General features: G+C 68.0%; 17 protein-coding genes. 4 read left to right on the forward strand and 13 right to left on the reverse strand.

All coding sequences use genetic code 11. The features are described 5' to 3' along the window. Window positions 1-10 precede the first annotated feature (10 nt). Genes nuoK through ACFYPC_RS25405 form a run of 11 tightly spaced genes read right to left on the reverse strand, consistent with a single transcriptional unit; the run spans window position 11 to window position 10,820 of the window. The gene (gene nuoK / locus ACFYPC_RS25355; protein ID WP_004927567.1) at window positions 11-310 is read right to left on the reverse strand and encodes an NADH-quinone oxidoreductase subunit NuoK; all 300 of its coding nucleotides are present in this window, start codon (window positions 308-310) and stop codon (window positions 11-13) included. Continuing rightward, a complete protein-coding gene (locus tag ACFYPC_RS25360) occupies window positions 307-1,122 on the reverse strand; it encodes an NADH-quinone oxidoreductase subunit J (RefSeq protein WP_388680285.1) in 816 nt (271 codons plus the stop codon). Before ACFYPC_RS25360 ends, nuoK begins: the two co-directional genes overlap by 4 nt. Continuing rightward, window positions 1,119-1,730, reverse strand: coding sequence for an NADH-quinone oxidoreductase subunit NuoI (gene nuoI, locus ACFYPC_RS25365; protein WP_388680288.1), 612 nt, complete (start codon window positions 1,728-1,730; stop codon window positions 1,119-1,121). Before nuoI ends, ACFYPC_RS25360 begins: the two co-directional genes overlap by 4 nt. Continuing rightward, a complete protein-coding gene (gene nuoH / locus ACFYPC_RS25370) occupies window positions 1,723-3,096 on the reverse strand; it encodes an NADH-quinone oxidoreductase subunit NuoH (RefSeq protein WP_388680291.1) in 1,374 nt (457 codons plus the stop codon). The genes nuoI and nuoH overlap by 8 nt, the downstream gene beginning before the upstream one ends. Further along, a complete protein-coding gene (locus ACFYPC_RS25375) occupies window positions 3,093-5,597 on the reverse strand; it encodes an NADH-quinone oxidoreductase subunit G (RefSeq protein ID WP_388680294.1) in 2,505 nt (834 codons plus the stop codon). The genes nuoH and ACFYPC_RS25375 overlap by 4 nt, the downstream gene beginning before the upstream one ends. Continuing rightward, window positions 5,594-6,979 (reverse strand): NADH-quinone oxidoreductase subunit NuoF, encoded by a 1,386-nt coding sequence (nuoF, locus tag ACFYPC_RS25380; RefSeq protein WP_388680297.1) that lies wholly within the window; start codon window positions 6,977-6,979, stop codon window positions 5,594-5,596. The genes ACFYPC_RS25375 and nuoF overlap by 4 nt, the downstream gene beginning before the upstream one ends. Beyond that, window positions 6,979-7,821 (reverse strand): NADH-quinone oxidoreductase subunit NuoE, encoded by an 843-nt coding sequence (nuoE, locus tag ACFYPC_RS25385; RefSeq protein WP_388680300.1) that lies wholly within the window; start codon window positions 7,819-7,821, stop codon window positions 6,979-6,981. The genes nuoF and nuoE overlap by 1 nt, the downstream gene beginning before the upstream one ends. Beyond that, window positions 7,818-9,161, reverse strand: a complete 1,344-nt coding sequence (locus ACFYPC_RS25390) for an NADH-quinone oxidoreductase subunit D (protein WP_388680302.1) — start codon at window positions 9,159-9,161, stop codon at window positions 7,818-7,820. Before ACFYPC_RS25390 ends, nuoE begins: the two co-directional genes overlap by 4 nt. Beyond that, the gene (locus tag ACFYPC_RS25395) at window positions 9,158-9,895 is read right to left on the reverse strand and encodes an NADH-quinone oxidoreductase subunit C (RefSeq protein WP_388680305.1); all 738 of its coding nucleotides are present in this window, start codon (window positions 9,893-9,895) and stop codon (window positions 9,158-9,160) included. Before ACFYPC_RS25395 ends, ACFYPC_RS25390 begins: the two co-directional genes overlap by 4 nt. Further along, a complete protein-coding gene (locus tag ACFYPC_RS25400; protein WP_301983200.1) occupies window positions 9,892-10,446 on the reverse strand; it encodes an NADH-quinone oxidoreductase subunit B family protein in 555 nt (184 codons plus the stop codon). Before ACFYPC_RS25400 ends, ACFYPC_RS25395 begins: the two co-directional genes overlap by 4 nt. Before the next feature lie 14 nt (window positions 10,447-10,460). After that, the gene (locus tag ACFYPC_RS25405; protein ID WP_007383963.1) at window positions 10,461-10,820 is read right to left on the reverse strand and encodes an NADH-quinone oxidoreductase subunit A; all 360 of its coding nucleotides are present in this window, start codon (window positions 10,818-10,820) and stop codon (window positions 10,461-10,463) included. Window positions 10,821-11,621: 801 nt separating this feature from the next. On the opposite strand from ACFYPC_RS25405, the gene ACFYPC_RS25410 reads away from it, so the two are divergent. Together ACFYPC_RS25410 and def are read left to right on the forward strand one after the other, a co-directional pair. After that, entirely contained in the window at window positions 11,622-12,461 is an 840-nt protein-coding gene (locus tag ACFYPC_RS25410) for a C40 family peptidase (protein WP_388680309.1), read from the forward strand. Between the two features lie 303 nt (window positions 12,462-12,764). Then, window positions 12,765-13,391 (forward strand): peptide deformylase, encoded by a 627-nt coding sequence (gene def / locus ACFYPC_RS25415; RefSeq protein ID WP_388680311.1) that lies wholly within the window; start codon window positions 12,765-12,767, stop codon window positions 13,389-13,391. 74 nt (window positions 13,392-13,465) lie between these two features. Here the strand turns inward: def and ACFYPC_RS25420 are convergent, their stop codons facing one another. Next, the gene (locus ACFYPC_RS25420) at window positions 13,466-14,761 is read right to left on the reverse strand and encodes a geranylgeranyl reductase family protein (RefSeq protein ID WP_388680314.1); all 1,296 of its coding nucleotides are present in this window, start codon (window positions 14,759-14,761) and stop codon (window positions 13,466-13,468) included. Window positions 14,762-14,859: 98 nt separating this feature from the next. On the opposite strand from ACFYPC_RS25420, the gene ACFYPC_RS25425 reads away from it, so the two are divergent. Together ACFYPC_RS25425 and ACFYPC_RS25430 are read left to right on the forward strand one after the other, a co-directional pair. Next, a complete protein-coding gene (locus ACFYPC_RS25425) occupies window positions 14,860-15,366 on the forward strand; it encodes a GNAT family N-acetyltransferase (protein ID WP_388680317.1) in 507 nt (168 codons plus the stop codon). Window positions 15,367-15,458: 92 nt separating this feature from the next. Next, window positions 15,459-15,800, forward strand: coding sequence for a PASTA domain-containing protein (locus ACFYPC_RS25430; protein ID WP_388680319.1), 342 nt, complete (start codon window positions 15,459-15,461; stop codon window positions 15,798-15,800). Between the two features lie 118 nt (window positions 15,801-15,918). On the opposite strand, the gene ACFYPC_RS25435 is transcribed toward ACFYPC_RS25430, so the two are convergent. Next, window positions 15,919-16,611: a demethylmenaquinone methyltransferase gene (locus ACFYPC_RS25435; RefSeq protein ID WP_388680322.1), complete on the reverse strand. Its 693-nt coding sequence runs from the start codon at window positions 16,609-16,611 to the stop codon at window positions 15,919-15,921. Between the last annotated feature and the right edge of the window lie 160 nt (window positions 16,612-16,771).

The raw sequence follows: 16,771 nt of genomic DNA on the forward strand, positions 1-16,771 counted from the left end.
CAGCGACCCCTTACAGCTTCATCAGGCTGGCGTCGTCGACCGAGGCCGAGTGGCGGGAACGGAACAGCGACACGATGATCGCGAGCCCGACCACGACCTCCGCGGCGGCGACGACCATCGTGAAGAAGGCGATGATCTGGCCGTCGAGATTGCCGTGCATACGGGAGAAGGCGACGAACGCGAGGTTGCAGGCGTTGAGCATGAGCTCGACGCACATGAACACCACGATCGCGTTCCGCCTGATCAGCACACCGGTGGCGCCGATCGTGAACAGGAGGGCGGCGAGGTAGAGGTAGTTGACGGGATTCACTTCGACGCCTCCTCTGTCTTCGTGCGCTCCAGGCGTTCCTCGGCGCGCTGTTCCAGGGCCTTCAGGTCGCTCAGTGCCTCGGTCGACACGTCACGGATCTGGCCGCGGTCCCGCAGCGTCTTCATGACGGTCAGCTCGGACGGGGTGCCGTCCGGGAGGAGGCCCGGGATGTCCACCGCGTTGTGCCGGGCGTACACACCGGGCGCCGGCAGCGGCGGCAGGTGCTTGCCCTCACGTACGCGCTTCTCGGACATCTCGCGCTGGGTCAGCGCCCGTTCGGTGCGCTCGCGATGGGTGAGGACCATGGCGCCGACGGCGGCCGTGATGAGCAGGGCGCCGGTGATCTCGAAGGCGAACACGTACTTCGTGAAGATGAGGGCCGCGAGGCCCTCCACATTCCCGCCCGCGTTCGCCGCGGCCAGGCCGTTGAACTCCGTGATGGACGCGTTGCCGATACCCGCGAACAGCAGGATGCCGAAGCCGAGTCCGCACACCAGGGCCAGCCAGCGCTGCCCCTTGATGGTCTCCGTCAGGGAGTCCGCCGCGGTGACACCGACGAGCATGACCACGAAGAGGAACAGCATCATGATTGCGCCCGTGTAGACGACGATCTGCACGATGCCAAGGAAGTACGCGCCGTTGGCGAGGTAGAACACCGCCAGGATGATCATGGTCCCGGCGAGCGAGAGCGCGCTGTGCACGGACTTCTTCATGAAGACGGTGGACAGCGCGCCGATCACGGCGACGGTGCCGAGGACCCAGAACTGGAAGGCCTCTCCGGTGGAGGTGGAGTAGGCGGCCAGGTTGCTCATGTGCCCACCCCCTCTTCCTCGGGCTTCTCGCCCCTGGAGACGGCGACCTGGCGCTGCGTACCGGGCGCGGCCTCCGTGACCAGGCCCTGGTAGTAGTCCTGCTCGTCCGTACCGGGGAAGATCGAGTGCGGGCTGTCGACCATGCCCTCTTCGAGTCCGGCGAGCAGCTGCTCCTTGGTGTAGATCAGGTTGGCGCGGCTGCTGTCGGCGAGCTCGAACTCGTTCGTCATCGTCAACGCGCGCGTGGGGCACGCCTCGATGCACAGGCCGCACAGGATGCAGCGGGCGTAGTTGATCTGGTAGACGACGCCGTACCGCTCGCCGGGCGAGTAGCGCTCCTCGTCGGTGTTGTCCGCGCCCTCCACATAGATGGCGTCCGCGGGACAGGCCCAGGCGCACAGCTCGCAGCCGACGCACTTCTCCAGGCCGTCCGGGTGGCGGTTGAGCTGGTGCCGGCCGTGGAACCGCGGGGCGGTGGTCTTCGGCTGCTCCGGGTACTGCTCGGTCAGCCGCTTCTTGAACATGGCCTTGAAGGTCACGCCGAAGCCGGCGACGGGGTTCTGGAAGCCCGGCTTCGTCTGCCCGGTCTCCTTAGGCTCCTCAGCCATCGGACCCCTCCTTTCCGTCACGAGATCCGCCAGTTGATCCGTCACTCGCAGTATCGGACCCACCACTGACAATCAGCTCCCGCTCGCGGCGCGGGCGGCGCCGTGGCACTGGTGGAAGCTCCTGCCCCGGCAGCGGCGGCACGGGGAATCCGCCGGCCATCGGGTCGAACGCCGGTGTCTCGGCGGGCACCTCCTCGGCTCCCTGCTTCTCCCGGAAGATGTCCGCGACGAACGAGAGCAACAGCAGGACGAGGACGCCGGCGCCGACGTACAACGCGATGTCGGCGAAGTCGTAGTTCTCGTTCCTGAGCGTCCGCACGGTCGCGACGAGCATCAGCCAGACCACGGAGACCGGGATGAGGACCTTCCAGCCGAGCTTCATCAGCTGGTCGTAGCGGACGCGCGGGAGCGTGCCGCGCAGCCAGATGAAGAAGAACAGCAGCAGCTGCACCTTCACCACGAACCAGAGCATCGGCCACCAGCCGTGGTTGGCACCCTCCCAGAAGGTGCTGATGGGCCACGGGGCACGCCAGCCGCCCAGGAAAAGGGTGGTCGCCACGGCCGAGACCGTCACCATGTTCACGTACTCGGCGAGCATGAAGAGTGCGAACTTGATCGACGAGTACTCGGTGTTGAAGCCGCCGACCAGGTCGCCCTCGGACTCGGGCATGTCGAAGGGTGCGCGGTTGGTCTCGCCGATCATCGTCACGATGTAGATCAGGAACGAGACCGGCAGCAGGACGATGTACCAGCGGTCCTGCTGTGCGTCGACGATCGTCGAGGTCGACATCGACCCCGAGTAGAGGAACACCGAGGCGAACGCGGCGCCCATGGCGATCTCGTACGAGATCATCTGCGCGCAGGATCGCAGACCGCCGAGCAGCGGGTACGTGGAGCCGGAGCTCCAGCCGGCGAGCACGATCCCGTAGATACCCACCGAGGCGACCGCGAGGATGAAGAGCATCGCGATCGGCAGGTCCGTGAGCTGCATCGTGGTGCGGTGGCCGAAGATCGAGACCTCGTTGCCGGCGGGCCCGAAGGGGATCACCGCGATCGCCATGAAGGCCGGGATGGCCGCGACGATCGGCGCGAGGACGTAGACCACCTTGTCCGCGCGTTTGACGACGAGGTCTTCCTTGAGCATCAGTTTCACGCCGTCGGCGAGCGACTGGAGCATGCCCCAGGGGCCGTGCCGGTTGGGGCCGATGCGCAACTGCATCCAGGCGACGACCTTGCGCTCCCACACGATGGAGAAGAGCACGGTCACCATCAGGAAGGCGAAGCAGAAGACCGCCTTGACGACGACCAGCCACCAGGGGTCGGTGCCGAACATGGAGAGGTCTTCCGCTGCGAGGTACGGCGTCATGCCTCCACCTCCTTGGGGGCCTCGGTGGCGAGCGTCGCCGGACCGATGCGGACGAGGGCGCCGGGCAGCGCCCCGGTGTCGGAGGCGACGCCCCCTCCGGTGGAGTTCAGCGGGAGCCAGACCACCCGGTCGGGCATCTCGGTGATCTGCAGCGGCAGTTCGACCACCCCGAAGAGGCCGGTCACGGCCAGGAGGTCGCCCTCCTTGACACCCGCCTCCGCGGCGGTGGCGGGCGACACGCGTGCGCGTGCGGCGTGCCTGGTCCCGGCGAGCGCGTCGTCACCCTCCTGGAGACGGCCCTGGTCGAGCAGCAGGCGGTGGCCCGCGAGCACGGCCTCCCCCGCGGCGGGCCGCGGCAGCCCCACCGCGGTCTCCAGGGGTTCGGTGGCCCGCGGCCCGTCCCATGCGCCCAGCCGGTCCAGTTCCCCGCGCGCGGTGCGCAGGTCCGGCAGACCGAGGTGTACGTCCATGGCGTCGGCCAGCATCTGCAGGACGCGCGCGTCGCTGGGCGCCAGTCGGCGTGTCATCTGGTCGGGCTTGAGCGCGGCCTCGAAGAGGCGTGCCCGGCCCTCCCAGTTGAGGAAGGTGCCGGCCTTCTCGACGACCGCGGCCACCGGGAGGACGACGTCCGCGTGCTCGGTGACCTCACTGGGACGCAGTTCGAGCGACACCAGGAAGCCCACTTCGGAAAGTGCTTCACGCGCGCGTGCCGGTTCGGGGAGGTCGGCGACCTCCACACCGGCGACGACCAGCGCCTGCAGCTCACCGGTGGCGGCCGCTTCGACGATCTGCCCGGTGTCGCGGCCGTGTCGGTGCGGGAGTTCGGATACTCCCCAGGCCACCGCGACCTCGTCCCGCGCGCGCGGGTCGGTCGCCGGGCGTCCGCCCGGCAGCAGCGTGGGCAGTGCCCCGGCCTCGATCGCGCCGCGCTCTCCGGCCCGGCGTGGAATCCACACCAACTGGGCGCCGGTCGCGGACGCGGCCCGGACGGCGGCGGTGAGTCCGCCCGCCACGGCGGCGAGCCGCTCTCCGACAGCGATCACCGAGCCTTCGGCCCGCAGCGCCTCGCCGGCCCTGGCCCCGTCGCCCTCCAGACCGAAGCCGCTTGCGAGCGCGTTCAGCCACTCGGTCTCGGTGCCGGGTGCGGCGGGCAGCAGCGTGCCTCCCGCCTTCTCCAGACCGCGCGTGGCGTGCGTGGCGAGTGAGAAGGTCTTCTGCCCGTGTCCGCGCCACGCCTTGCGCAGCCGCAGGAAGACACCGGGCGCCTCCTCCTCGGCCTCGAAACCGACGAGCAGGACGGCGGGCGCCTTCTCCAGGGAGGTGTACGTGACGCCCGTACCGTCGAGATCCCGTCCACGTCCGGCGACCTTGGCGGCCAGGAAGTCGGCCTCCTCGCTGCTGTGCACGCGCGCGCGGAAGTCGATGTCGTTCGTGTCGAGGGCCACGCGCGCGAACTTGCTGTACGCGTAGGCGTCCTCGACGGTGAGCCGGCCGCCGGTCAGCACGCCGGTCCTGCCGCGAGCCGCCAGCAGCCCCTGGGCTGCGGCTTCCAGAGCCTCGGGCCACGAAGCTGGTTCAAGGACCCCTTCCGGGGAGCGCACCAGAGGCGTCTCGATCCGGTCCCGCTGCTGCGCGTACCGGAAACCGAACCGCCCCTTGTCGCAGAGCCACTCCTCGTTGACCTCGGGGTCGGGAGACGCGAGGCGCCGCATGACCTTGCCGCGCCGGTGGTCGGTGCGGGTGGCACAGCCTCCGGAGCAGTGCTCGCAGACGGAGTGCGAGGAGATGAGGTCGAAGGGGCGCGAGCGGAAGCGATACGCCGCCGAGGTCAGGGCGCCCACCGGGCAGATCTGGATGGTGTTCCCGGAGAAGTACGACTCGAAGGGGTCACCCTCTCCGGTACCGATCTGCTGGAGCGCGCCCCGCTCGACCATCTCGATCATCGGATCGCCGGCGATCTGATTGCTGAACCGGGTGCACCGGGCGCACAGCACGCAGCGCTCACGGTCGAGGAGTACCTGCGTGGAGATCGGGACCGGCTTCTCGTACGTTCTCTTCTTGCCCTCGAAGCGTGACTCGGCCTGGCCGTGCGACATGGCCTGGTTCTGCAGGGGGCACTCGCCGCCCTTGTCGCAGACCGGGCAGTCCAGCGGGTGGTTGATGAGCAGCAGCTCCATCACACCGTGCTGGGCCTTCTCGGCGACGGGCGAGGTCAGGTGGGTCTTGACGACCATCCCGTCCGTGCAGGTGATCGTGCAGGACGCCATGGGCTTGCGCTGGCCCTCGACCTCGACGATGCACTGGCGGCAGGCGCCGGCCGGGTCGAGGAGCGGGTGATCGCAGAACCGCGGGATCTCGATGCCGAGTTGTTCGGCGGCCCGGATGACCAGGGTGCCCTTGGGCACGCTGATCTCCACGCCGTCGATCGTCAGCGCGACGAGGTCCTCAGGCGGAACCGCCGCATCCCCGCCTCCGGAGGGAGCGCTGGTGGTCACTGTCATGCGTTCACCTCCGTGTGGTGGTCCGCCCAGACGGTCGACTTGGCGGGGTCGAAGGGGCAGCCGCGGCCCGTGATGTGCTGCTCGTACTCCTCGCGGAAGTACTTGAGCGAGGAGAAGATCGGCGAGGCGGCGCCGTCGCCGAGGGCGCAGAAGGACTTGCCGTTGATGTTGTCGGCGATGTCGTTCAGCTTGTCGAGGTCGGACATGACGCCCTTGCCGGCCTCGATGTCACGCAGCAACTGCACGAGCCAGTACGTCCCTTCGCGGCACGGTGTGCACTTGCCGCAGGACTCGTGGGCGTAGAACTCGGTCCAGCGGGTGACCGCGCGCACGACACAGGTCGTCTCGTCGAAGCACTGGAGCGCCTTCGTGCCGAGCATGGAACCCGCGGCGCCCACTCCTTCGTAGTCAAGAGGGACGTCGAGGTGCTCGTCGGTGAACATCGGGGTCGAGGAGCCGCCCGGTGTCCAGAACTTCAGCCGGTGTCCGGGGCGGATCCCGCCGCTCATGTCGAGGAGTTGGCGGAGCGTGATGCCGAGCGGGGCCTCGTACTGACCCGGATTGGCGACGTGGCCGCTGAGCGAGTAGAGCGTGAAGCCCGGGGACTTCTCGGTGCCCATCGACCGGAACCATTCCTTGCCCTTTTGCAGAATGGCGGGAACTGACGCGATCGATTCGACGTTATTTACAACAGTTGGGCACGCATAGAGGCCCGCGACAGCAGGGAAGGGGGGACGGAGCCGCGGTTGACCACGGCGGCCTTCGAGCGAGTCGAGCAGTGCGGTCTCCTCACCGCAGATGTACGCACCCGCACCCGCGTGCACGGTGAGCTGGAGGTCAAGGCCACTGCCCAGGATGTTCTCGCCGAGGTAACCCGCCGCGTAGGCCTCACGTACGGCCTCGTGCAACCGCCGCAATACGGGGACCACTTCACCACGTAGATAGATGAAGGCATGCGAAGACCGGATGGCATAACACGCGATCACAATGCCCTCGATGAGGCTATGCGGGTTCGCGAAGAGGAGCGGGATGTCCTTGCAGGTTCCCGGCTCCGACTCGTCGGCGTTGACAACTAGATAGTGTGGTTTTCCATCGCCCTGAGGAATGAACTGCCACTTCATTCCGGTAGGGAATCCAGCACCGCCGCGGCCACGCAGGCCGGAGTCCTTGACGTACGCGATCAGGTCGTCCGGCGACATCGCGAGCGCCTTGCGTAGACCCTCGTACCCCTCGTGCCTTCGGTAGACGTCGAGTGTCCAGGACTTCTCCTCGTCCCAGAAGGCCGACAGCACGGGTGCGAGCAGCTTCTCGGGGCTCGTCTCGCTCCCACGGTCGAATTCGCTCGCGTGGGCGGTGCCCCCGTTTTCGGGTGCCAAGGTCATCACTCCCCCTCCTCGGCGACAGGACCCGCCGGGTGGGACGGGTCGGACGCCGACGTGTCCTGCGGCGCGTCGTGTGAGCTCAGGTGCTCGGCAGGCGGCTGGTCCTGGGGACCCCGACCACGCGGATGTACTACGCGCGCAGGCTGCGTCTCGCCCTTGGCCAGGCGCAGCCCGATCAGTGAGGCCGGTCCCGCACTGCCGCCCGCCTCGACGGCGCCCTCGCGCTCGTCGGGGAAGCCCGCCAGGATCCGGGCGGTCTCCTTGAAGGTGCACAGAGGGGCGCCCCGGGTCGGATCGACGGGGGCTCCCGCGCGCAGGTCGTCCACGAGGCGCTTCGCGGAGGCCACGGTCTGGTTGTCGAAGAACTCCCAGTTGACCATCACGACCGGCGCGAAATCGCAGGCCGCGTTGCACTCGATGTGTTCCAGGGTGACCTTGCCGTCGTCGGTGGTTCCGCCGTTGCCGACGCCCAGGTGGTCCTGGAGGGCCTCGAAGATGGCGTCACCGCCCATGACCGCACAGAGGGTGTTGGTGCACACACCCACCTGGTAGTCACCGCTCGGTCCGCGCCGGTACATGGAGTAGAAGGTCGCGACCGCGGCGACCTCGGCCGTGGTCAGGTCCAGCACCTCCGCGCAGAACCGCTGTCCCGTGCGCGTGACATGGCCCTCCTCCGACTGCACGAGATGCAGCAACGGAAGGAGCGCGGAGCGGGAGTCCGGATAGCGGGCGATGATCTCGCGCGCGTCGGTCTCGAGCCGGGCCCGGACGTCGTCCGGGTAGGCGGGCGCGGGCAGTTGGGGCATGCCCAGGCCTACACCCTGGGAGGGAGTGGTGGTCACCGGTCGACGCCTCCCATCACGGGGTCGATGGACGCGACGGCGACGATGACGTCGGCGACCTGGCCGCCCTCGCACATCGCCGCCATGGCCTGAAGGTTGGTGAAGGACGGGTCTCGGAAGTGGACCCGGAAGGGGCGGGTGCCTCCGTCGGAAACGGCGTGCACCCCGAGTTCCCCCTTGGGTGACTCGACTGCCGCGTACGTCTGTCCCGGTGGGACGCGGAAGCCTTCGGTCACCAGTTTGAAGTGGTGGATCAGGGCCTCCATGGAGGTGCCCATGATCTTCTTGATGTGGTCGAGGGAGTTGCCGAGACCGTCGGGGCCGAGCGCGAGCTGGGCGGGCCAGGCGATCTTCTTGTCGGTGACCATGACCGGGCCGGGCTGCAGCCGGTCCAGGCACTGCTCGACGATGCGCAGGGACTGGCGCATCTCCTCCAGGCGGATCAGGAAGCGCCCGTAGGAGTCACAGGTGTCGGCGGTCGGGACCTCGAAGTCGTAGGTCTCGTAGCCGCAGTAGGGCTGCGACTTGCGCAGGTCGTGCGGCAGACCTGCGGAGCGCAGAACCGGGCCGGTGGCGCCGAGGGCCATGCAGCCGGCCAGGTCGAGATAACCCACGTCCTGCATACGGGCCTTGAAGATGGGGTTCCCGGTGGCGAGCTTGTCGTACTCGGGAAGGTTCTTCGTCATCTTCTTCACGAACTCGCGGATCTGGTCCACCGCGCCCGGCGGCAGGTCCTGGGCGAGTCCGCCGGGGCGGATGTACGCGTGGTTCATCCGCAGGCCGGTGATCAGCTCGTAGATGTCGAGAATGAGTTCACGATCACGGAAGCCGTAGATCATGATCGTGGTGGCGCCCAGCTCCATCCCGCCGGTGGCGATGCACACCAGGTGGGAGGAGAGCCGGTTCAGCTCCATCAGGAGCACCCGGATGATCGTGGCGCGGTCGGGGATCTGGTCCTCGATGCCGAGGAGCTTCTCGACGGCGAGACAGTAGGCCGCCTCGTTGAAGAAGGGCGTCAGATAGTCCATGCGCGTCACGAACGTGGTGCCCTGCGTCCACGTGCGGAACTCGAGGTTCTTCTCGATGCCGGTGTGCAGATAGCCGATGCCGCAGCGGGCCTCGGTGACCGTCTCACCGTCGATCTCCAGGATGAGCCGGAGCACGCCGTGGGTGGACGGGTGCTGCGGACCCATGTTGACGATGATGCGCTCGTCGTCGGACTTGGCGGCGGACTGGACGACCTCGTCCCAGTCGCCGCCGGTGACCGTATATACGGTGCCCTCGGTCGTCTCGCGGGCCGCAGCCGCGGACGCGCCCGAGGAAGGGGTCTGCGTGCTCATGAGTACGACCTCCGCTGGTCCGGAGCCGGGATCTGGGCGCCCTTGTACTCGACGGGGATGCCGCCGAGGGGGTAGTCCTTGCGCTGCGGAAAGCCCTGCCAGTCGTCCGGCATCATGATCCGCGTCAGCGCCGGGTGACCGTCGAAGATCAACCCGAAGAAGTCGTACGTCTCGCGCTCGTGCCAGTCGTTCGTCGGGTACACGGCGACGAGCGAGGGGACGTGCGGGTCGGCGTCGGGGGCGCTGACCTCCAGGCGGATCAGCCGGTTGTGGGTGATCGAGCGCAGGTGGTAGACGGCGTGCAGTTCGCGGCCCTTGTCGTGCAGGTAGTGGACCCCTGAGACGCCGGTGCACAGCTCGAAGCGCAGGGCCGGGTCGTCGCGCAGGGTCTGGGCGACGCGGACCAGGTACTCGCGTTCGATGTGGAAGGTGATCTCGTCGCGGTCGACGATCGTCTTGTCGATCACGTTCCCGGGGACGAGTCCCTGTTCCTCCAGGGCGCCTTCGAGTTCGTCGGCGACCTCGTCGAACCAGCCGCCGTACGGGCGGGTCGTCGGGCCCGGCAGCCGGATCGAGCGGACCAGGCCGCCGTAGCCGGAGGTGTCGCCGCCGTTGTCGGCGCCGAACATGCCGCGCTGGACGCGGATCTCCTCGCCGCCCTCGCCACGCATGCCGGGCAGGTTGGAGGCGCCGAGGTCCTTCTCGGGGTTGACCCCGTTGCTGGCGTCGCTCACCGCAGCAGCCCCTTCATCTCGATGGTGGGGAGCGCCTTGAGCGCCGCTTCCTCCGCCTCGCGGGCCGCCTCCTCGGCGTTCACGCCGAGCTTGGAGGTCTGGATCTTCTGGTGGAGCTTGAGAATCGCGTCGATCAGCATCTCGGGCCGCGGCGGGCAGCCCGGCAGATAGATGTCGACCGGGACGATGTGGTCGACTCCCTGCACAATCGCGTAGTTGTTGAACATTCCACCCGATGAGGCACAAACCCCCATGGAGATCACCCACTTGGGGTTGGGCATCTGGTCGTAGACCTGCCGCAGCACGGGCGCCATCTTCTGGCTGACCCGGCCGGCGACGATCATCAGGTCCGCCTGCCGCGGTGAGCCACGGAAGACCTCCATACCGAAGCGCGCCAGGTCGTAGCGCCCCGCACCGGTCGTCATCATCTCGATGGCGCAGCAGGCGAGTCCGAACGTGGCGGGGAAGACGGACGACTTACGCACCCAGCCCGCGGCCTGCTCGACGGTGGTCAGCAGGAATCCGCTCGGCAGTTTTTCTTCGAGTCCCATGTCTTAAAGGCCCCTCAGTCCCATTCCAGGCCGCCGCGCCGCCATACGTACGCGTACGCGACAAAGACGGTGAGCACGAAGAGCAGCATCTCCACGAGCCCGAAAACACCCAGGGCGTCGAAGGTGACGGCCCAGGGGTAGAGGAAGACGATCTCGATGTCGAAGACGATGAAGAGCATCGCCGTCAGGTAGTACTTGATGGGGAATCGCCCGCCGCCGGCCGGCGTGGGGGTCGGCTCGATACCGCACTCGTAGGCCTCAAGCTTGGCTCGGTTGTACCGCTTTGGACCGATAAGCGTGGCCATAACCACGGAGAAGATCGCAAAGCCTGCCCCGAGGGCTCCCAGTACGAGGATCGGCGCATACGCGTTCACGCTCCTCGCTCCTCTCAGTCGGCGTTGACTGCTGGCGGTTGCGTCGGACAGGTACCCCCGCCCCGCGTGCTTCACGATCTCCATCCGTCCCGACGAAGATCGCGCACATGTGAAGCAGGTCACAAGCCCAACTGCCCCGCATCTTATGCCCGGCGGTCTGTGATCTGCGACACGGGGTACGACAACGACTTTGTGATCTCCACCACCTGGCGAACGATCATGAAGTCGAACGAGCGCCGATCTTCGTACGTGAAGCGTCCCCCCGGTCACCCGAGGTGATATTTCCGCTCGTCACTCCAGGTCCAGGGCGGCGTCTCTATATCAAGAGACTTCCGCTGCATGCAAATTGGTGCTGGGCGCACGGATCTTGATAGAGGACGCATTCACACGCGAGAGGGAGACGGGTCAGCGACAAGGACGCCAGACCCTTGCCGATACCCCTGCCCGAGACCGGCGAGCACATGTGGACACGTTCACGCGTTCACACGTTCACGCGTTCACGCGTTCACGCGTTCACGCGTTCACGAGCGGCGACGGCCGAGGTCCGCGCGAGACGCTCTCGGCGCGGTGACCGTTCCGTGACCTGTGCCACATCTCCCTATGGTCCGGATAAGCAGGGCTTGGCCATCGATCCAAGCGGTGATAGGCGGCGGGCAATCCGGACGTAATGCGGAAAGCCCATGATCACGGGCTTGATGGCCCATGTCCGCAATGCCCGTTACGGCGTCAATAAGGAGTGACGCCAGGTGAATTCGACACAGGGATTGAACAACTGTGGCGCACCACACGTTTCTTGAAGGTATGAGGGAGTCCCTGGTACCGGTTGTACTCATGTCCCACACCGCTCACATACGCAGCCACCGGAAACCCCGCCGCAACGGGTCGACGCTCGCGATGCGCGCCGGAGTTGCCGGTGGCGTTCTCAGCACCCTGGCAGTGGCCGGGGCGTCCGGTTCGGCGAGCGCTGCCGATGCGTCCACGACCCAGACGCTCGACCTGTCCGCTCTGACGGCCGATCTGGCCACTCAGATCGCGCAGTCCGCGGACGCCACCCAGCAGGCCGCGGCGAACTACGAGCTGCAGGCCCAGCGAGACGCCGCCGCCGCCGCGGCCGCACAGCAGGCCAAGACGGACCTGGCCGACGCAAAGGCGAAGGCGGCAGCCAAGAAAGCTGCGGACGAGGCCGCGCGCAAGGCAGCTGCCGCCGAGGCCGCCTCGCGCTCCGCGGAGCGGACCACCCTGTCCGGCGCCACGTCGACGTCCACCACCGTCTCCGCCCCGGCCAGCGGCAGTGTCGCGACCGTTGTCGCCTTCCTCAAGGCACAGGTCGGCGACGCGTACGTGATGGGCGGCACCGGCCCCAACTCGTGGGACTGCTCCGGTCTCGTGCAGGCCGCGTTCAAGCAGGCCGGCGTGGACCTGCCGCGCGTCTCGGGTGACCAGTCGACGGCCGGTACGCCGGTCTCGCTCTCCAACCTCGCGGTCGGGGACATCCTGTACTGGGGCTCGGCCGGTTCGGCGTACCACGTGGGTGTGTACATCGGCGACGGGCAGTACCTGGACGCGGCCAACCCCTCCAAGGGTGTGGTGATTCAGGACCTTTCGGGCTACCCGGCCACCGGCGCTGTGCGCGTCCTCTGAGCCGAGTCGCACGATTGAGCCGAGGCGCTCGACTGAGCTGAGTCGCACGATTGAGCTGAGTCGCACGATTCTTCACGGCTGAGGGCCGTCGCTCGGGAGAGCGGCGGTCCCTTCGCCATGTCCGGTGCGCTGCGTCCGGTGTGCTGCTGGCGCTGTGCCAGGTGTTCTGCTGTCGTGGAGCCGCGAGGGCCCACAAGGGCCCTCAAGGCTTCGTAGGGGCCTCAAGCTTCACAAGAGGGCCCTCAAGCTTCATAAGGGCCCTCAAAGGTTCACAGCAGCCCCACACCTGAAGGAGACACAGCCATGCCCCGAGTGTTCGTACAGGGCAAGCCCGTCGACTCGTACCCGGCACTCTCGCCGGAAGCCCGGCGCGGAGTGGTGCGCCGGATCACCGAGGTCGGCGAAGAGGTGCTGCACCGGCCGTGTCGGGACGTGACCGAGTTCGGTCCCGATCTCGCGGCGCTCATCGGCGACATGTTCCTGACGATGCGCGTCGCGGACGGAGCGGGCCTCGCCGCCAATCAGGTGGGCGTCGATCTGCGCCTGTTCGTGTACGACTGCCCGGACGACGAAGGAGTCCGGCATGTCGGCCATATCGCCAACCCGGTACTGGATCAACTCGCCCCGGCCGGACGGCGGCTCCTCGACGAGGGGGAAGGGTGCCTGTCGGTGCCGGGCGCCGTCATGGACGTACCCCGCCCCGACCGCGCCGTCGTGCGCGGCTTCGACAAGGACGGGAACGCCCTCACGGTCGAGGGGACGGGGTACTTCGCCCGCTGCCTGCAGCACGAGACCGACCATGTCAACGGTCAGGTCTACCTGGACCGGCTCTCCAAGCGGGAACGGCGTGAAGCGCTCCGGCAGATGGAGGACCGGCGGGAGCGGGTCGTCGCCCGCCGCGCCGTCAGGACGACGGAACTCGGCCGCTGATCAGGCCTTGGCCCTGGAGCCCACGTTGATCAAGCCCTCGGAGATCAAACCCTCGGAGATCAAGCCTTCGGAGATCAAGCCTTCGGAGCCACCTTCGACAGTCCGTTGATGATGCGGTCCATCGCGTCGCCGCCGGTCGGGTCCGTCAGGTTGGCGAGCATCTTCAGCGTGAACTTCATCAGGAGCGGGTGGGTCAGGCCGCGCTCCGCCGCGATCTTCATGACCTTCGGGTTGCCGATGAGCTTCACGAAGGCGCGGCCGAGCGTGTAGTAACCGCCGTAGGTGTCCTTGAGCACGCGCGGGTAGCGCTGGAGAGCCAGTTCACGCTGGCCGGGGGTGGCCCGCGCGTGCGCCTGGACGATGACGTCGGCGGCGATCTGGCCGGACTCCATGGCGTAGGCGATGCCCTCGCCGTTGAAGGGGTTCACAAGTCCGCCGGCGTCGCCGACCAGCAACAGCCCCTTCGTGTAGTGCGGCTGGCGGTTGAAGGCCATGGGGAGCGCGGCGCCGCGGATCGGGCCCGTCATGTTGTCCGGGGTGTAGCCCCAGTCCTCCGGCATCGACGCGCACCACGCCTTGAGGACCTCGCGCCAGTCCAGTTCCTTGAAGGAGTCGGAGGTGTTCAGGACTCCGAGGCCGACGTTCGACGTGCCGTCGCCCATCCCGAAGATCCAGCCGTAGCCGGGGAGGAGACGGTCCTCGGCTCCCCGGCGGTCCCAGAGCTCCAGCCAGGACTCCAGGTAGTCGTCCTCGTGGCGCGGCGAGGTGAAGTACGTACGGACCGCGACGCCCATGGGGCGGTCCTCGCGACGGTGCAGACCCATCGCCAGGGAGAGGCGGGTGGAGTTGCCGTCGGCCGCGACGACCAGCGGCGCGTGGAAGGTGACCTCGCGCTTCTCGCCCGAGTCGCCCAGCTTCGCGTGCACGCCCGTGATGCGGCCGGTGCGGTCGTCGATGATCGGGGCGCCGACGTTGCAGCGCTCGTACAGGCGCGCGCCCGCCTTCTGCGCCTGGTGCGCGAGCTGCTCGTCGAAGTCGTCGCGCTTGCGGACGAGTCCGTAGTCGGGGAAGGAGGCGAGATCCGGCCAGTCGAGCTGGAGGCGGACGCCGCCGCCGATGATGCGCAGGCCCTTGTTGCGGAGCCAGCCGGCCTCCTCCGAGATGTCGATGCCCATGGAGACCAGTTGCTTGGTGGCGCGCGGGGTCAGACCGTCGCCGCACACCTTCTCCCGCGGGAACGCGGTCTTCTCCAGGAGCAGGACGTCGAGCCCGGCCTTGGCCAGGTAGTACGCGGTGGTCGAACCGGCTGGCCCGGCTCCGACGACGATGACATCGGCGGTGTTTTCGGAGAGCGGCTGGGGCTCGGTCACGGCGGGTTCTCCCCAAGATTCGCAATCAAGGTGCCGACGGGCACAGGACATGGGCAGTCTATGCAGCGGTACTGATCACCTGGCTGAAGGGCTGCCCCGTGAACCGAGCTCTCCCTGACGTGACACTCCGAGTCCCCACCGACGAGGACGCCTTCACCTGGTACCGGATCTTCGCCGACCCGGAGGTCATGGAGTTCCACGGAGGCAGGGCGGCCGAGCTGTCCGTGTACGAGGAGCTCACCGCTCGGCAGCGCCGGCATGACGCGGAGCTCGGCTTCTGTCTGTGGACGATGGTCGGCCCGGAGGGCGAGGTACTGGGGTTCACCGGCGCGCAGCCGTGGCCGCACGCGTGGGGACCGGCAGGGCAGATCGAGATCGGCTGGCGGCTCGGACGGGCGCACTGGGGCAAGGGGTACGTGACCGCCGCGGCGCGCACCACTCTGGAGCGGCTCCGCACGGCGGGCGTCTGCGATGTCGTCGCCATGGTCGACACACGCAACGAACGCTCCATCGCCGTGACGAGACGGCTCGGCATGGAGTTCGCGGAGACGCACACGTCGCCGACCTCGCCCCTGCAGGCGCACAGGTTCCGTCTGGCCCTCTGACGGTCGCCGAACGGCCTCCGGCCCGTCGCCCGACGGCTTCCGGAAGGGCACGGCCGAGGCTTACCCTTCCGGTACCGCTGGGGGTGACGTCCGTGCGCATAACACCCAAGACACCCGAAGTGCGCGTACCGCGGCTCGTGGGCCTGATGGCTGTGGACGCGCGTGAGACGGCTGAGGCGCGAGGTGTGCTGCTCGCCGCGCCCGACCGGCCCGACTTCCATCTCACGGTCGTCGACTATGTCGTACGGCAGTATCCGCCGCCCGGTGCGGAGGTGCCGCGTGACACCGTGATCACGGTGTGGTTCGACTTCGGGGACGGCGAGGGCGGCGGGGGCGCGGGAGTGCGTGAGCCGCGCCGGACCGGTCCCCCGCCGGGCGGTCTGTACCGCGAACTCGACGAGCGGGGCGACCCGTTCGAGGTGCTCAGGTACTGACCGGAGTACTCAGGTACTGACCGGAGCCGCAGACCGTCCTCAAGGACTGACCGGAGCCCATGATCGTAGGGCCCGCAGCTCCTGGGGCACGCCGCCCCTCGGTCACGCCGCCCCTGGGTCAGTCCTTGAAACCCCGGTGCAGTGCCACGACGCCGCCCGTCAGGTTCCGCCACGCCACCTTGGACCAGCCCGCCTTGCGCAGGCGCTCGGCCAGCGCGGGCTGGTCCGGCCACGCGCGGATGGACTCGGCGAGATAGACGTACGCGTCGGGGTTGGAGGAGACGGCACGGGCGACCGGCGGCAGCGCGCGCATCAGGTACTCGGTGTAGACGGTACGGAAGGGCGCCCACGTCGGGTGCGAGAACTCGCAGATCACGACCCGGCCGCCGGGCTTGGTCACCCGGTACAGCTCGCGCAGCGCCGCGTCCGTGTCCTGCACATTGCGCAGCCCGAAGGAGATCGTGACCGCGTCGAAGGTGTCGTCCTTGAAGGGCAGCTTCGTCGCGTCGCCCGCCGTCAGCGGCAGCCAGGGGTGGTTCTTCTTGCCGACGCGGAGCATCCCGAGGGAGAAGTCGCAGGGGACGACATACGCCCCGGTGCGGGCGAAGGGGAGGGACGAGGTGGCCGTGCCCGCCGCCAGGTCCAGGATCTTCTGGGCCGGCCGCGCCTCGACCGCCTTCGCGACCTCCTTGCGCCACACCCGGTCCTGGCCGAGGGAGAGCACGTCGTTCGTCAGGTCGTAGCGTTCCGCAACGTCGTCGAACATCGAGGCGACTTCGTGCGGCTGCTTGTTCAGGGATGCGCGGGTCACGCCCCCATTGTGGCAGTACGGACCGGGCGACTCTCCAGCACCCGGCCCGTACGCCGGTCTCCAACAAAACAGACTTAACGGTCTACGGTCTAGGATCCCACGGACTGCGGCCTATGGCCTATGGCCTATGACCTCCGGACCTCCGGACCTGCCTGCCTAC

It is taken from the genome of Streptomyces sp. NPDC005808 (genome assembly GCF_042871385.1).
In the GTDB taxonomy this organism is placed as follows: Bacteria; Actinomycetota; Actinomycetes; order Streptomycetales; family Streptomycetaceae; genus Streptomyces.

Coding starts and splice junctions, on each gene's coding strand:
- ACFYPC_RS25410 (WP_388680309.1), top strand. CDS start 11,622: ATGAGGGAGTCCCTGGTACCGGTTGTACTCATGTCCCACACCGCTCAC.
- ACFYPC_RS25360 (WP_388680285.1), bottom strand. CDS start 1,122: ATGAGCAACCTGGCCGCCTACTCCACCTCCACCGGAGAGGCCTTCCAG.
- nuoI (WP_388680288.1), bottom strand. CDS start 1,730: ATGGCTGAGGAGCCTAAGGAGACCGGGCAGACGAAGCCGGGCTTCCAG.
- nuoH (WP_388680291.1), bottom strand. CDS start 3,096: ATGACGCCGTACCTCGCAGCGGAAGACCTCTCCATGTTCGGCACCGAC.
- def (WP_388680311.1), top strand. CDS start 12,765: ATGCCCCGAGTGTTCGTACAGGGCAAGCCCGTCGACTCGTACCCGGCA.
- nuoF (WP_388680297.1), bottom strand. CDS start 6,979: ATGACCTTGGCACCCGAAAACGGGGGCACCGCCCACGCGAGCGAATTC.
- ACFYPC_RS25390 (WP_388680302.1), bottom strand. CDS start 9,161: ATGAGCACGCAGACCCCTTCCTCGGGCGCGTCCGCGGCTGCGGCCCGC.
- ACFYPC_RS25400 (WP_301983200.1), bottom strand. CDS start 10,446: ATGGGACTCGAAGAAAAACTGCCGAGCGGATTCCTGCTGACCACCGTC.
- ACFYPC_RS25375 (WP_388680294.1), bottom strand. CDS start 5,597: ATGACAGTGACCACCAGCGCTCCCTCCGGAGGCGGGGATGCGGCGGTT.